At 64.1% G+C, this 2,081-nt stretch carries 1 protein-coding gene; it reads left to right on the plus strand.

Features of this window, described 5'->3' with window-relative positions; genetic code table 11:
* Window positions 1-2,081, plus strand: a 2,081-nt coding sequence (locus J3364_RS22505) for a condensation domain-containing protein (RefSeq protein ID WP_349560400.1), incomplete at both ends; no start/stop codon positions are given.

Below are 2,081 nucleotides of genomic sequence, written 5' to 3' on the forward strand. Positions count from 1 at the left end.
ACCGGGACGGCCAGTTGGAATACCTGGGCCGGATGGATCAGCAGGTGAAACTGCGGGGCTTCCGGATCGAGATCGGGGAAGTGGAAGCGGCCCTGAAAGCCTGCGACGGGGTGAAGGACACCCTGGCGGTGGTCAAAGACACCACGGCCGGCCAGCGGCTGGTCGGCTACGTCTCCGGCGAGTCGCTGGACGAGCGCAGCATCAAGACCTCACTCCGGGAGCAGTTGCCGGAGTACATGGTGCCGTCGCACATCGTGACGCTGGAGCGCCTGCCGCAGTTGCCCAACGGCAAGCTGGACCGTAATGCCTTGCCGGAGCCGGCCGTCGGCCAGACGGACTACGAGGCCCCGGCCACCGATTGCGAGCAACGCCTCGCCGCCCTATGGCAAGCGTTGTTGCAACAGGATCGTATCGGACGGCAGGATCATTTCTTCGAGTTGGGCGGCCATTCCCTGCTGGCCACGCAACTGGTTTCGCGCCTGCGCCACGAGTGGGGCGTGGACTTCCCGCTGCGGGCGGTCTTCGAGGCACCTCAATTGGCGGATATGGCCACCTGGCTGGACGATCTGGAGGCTACGCCAACACAGGCGGCGATTCCTGTGTTGGGTCTGAACGATGCGCCCCAGTCTTTTGCCCAGCAACGGCTCTGGTTCCTTGATCAGCTTGAACCGGGGGCGACGGCTTATAACCTGCCCGGCGTCCTGCGTCTCACGGGTTCATTGGATGAAAGTGCATTACAGCAAGCGCTCAACGGTCTGGCGGAACGCCACGAAACCTTGCGCACTCGCCTTGTCGCTGCGCCGGAGGGTGGCACCATCCCACGGCAGGTCATCGATCCGGCAACCACTGTCTTGATCGAGCGGGTGGACCTGACCAAATCCGGAGATGTGGAGGCGGCTTTCCGGGCCCATGCGCTGAACTTCATGGCGCGGCCGTTCCGGCTGGGCGGACAGCCCTTGTGGCGAGTCGGCCTGGTCTGGATGGGTGAACAGGAATGGCACCTGTTGATCTGCATGCACCACGCCATTTCCGATGGCTGGTCCGTGTCGGCCTTGATGCGGGACTTCGTGGCGCTGTATCGAACCGCCTGCGGCGAAAAGGCGTCGGCGTTGCCGGCCTTGCCCATCCAGTACGCGGATTTCTCGGTGTGGCAGCGGGACTGGCTGGCCAGCGGCGAGGGCGCGCGACAACTGGACTACTGGCGTAAACGACTGGGCGATGCGCAACCTGTACTGGAACTGCCCACCGATCGTCCCCGTCCGGCACGGCAGAGCTTCCGTGGTGCGCGTCACCCTTTCCAGTTGGGTCGCTTGCTGGGCGACCGGCTGCGTGAGCTGGCCACAAGGCATGATGCGACCCCATTTATGGTGTTGCTGGCGGCCTACAATGTGCTGCTCCATCGGCTCAGCGGCCAGGACGACCTGCGAGTCGGCGTGCCGGTGGCCGGACGGAATCGCCGGGAAACCGAGGACCTGATTGGCTTCTTCGTCAATACCCAGGTCCTGCGTTGTGGACTGGATGCCGTCCAGTCTTTCGACGAGGTGCTGGCCACGGTGCGTCAGGCGGCCATTGAGGCCCAGTCGAACCAGGATTTACCGTTCGAGCAGTTGGTGGAAGCCCTGCAACCGGAACGCAGCCTGAGTCACAACCCGCTGTTCCAGGTGGCGTTCGATTACCAGCGCCGGGATCACGGTGGTCTGGGTGAATTGCCGGGACTGGCTGTGGATGTGCTGGAGTTGAACGACGGCAGTACCCAGTTCGACATGGCACTGAACCTGATTGAGGACGCCGACGGCCGCCTGTCCGGAAACTGGAACTACGCCACGGACCTGTTCGATGCCGACACCATCGAACGCATCCAGGCCCGGTTCGAACGATTGCTGGGACAGATCCTGATGGCGCCGGAACAGGCGGTGGGCGACCTCGATCTGCTGGACGATGCCGACCGCGAACACTTGGCCGACTGGAATGCCACCGAGGTGGATTACGGCCAGCCGGAGCCGGTGCATCGCCGGTTCGAACGTCAGGCCGCGGCCCATCCGGAGCGCGAGGCACTGGTCTTCGGCGACCGGTGTTTGAGC

It is taken from the genome of Marinobacter sp. NFXS9 (assembly GCF_040148665.1).
Lineage (GTDB): Bacteria > Pseudomonadota > Gammaproteobacteria > Pseudomonadales > Oleiphilaceae > Marinobacter_A > Marinobacter_A mangrovi.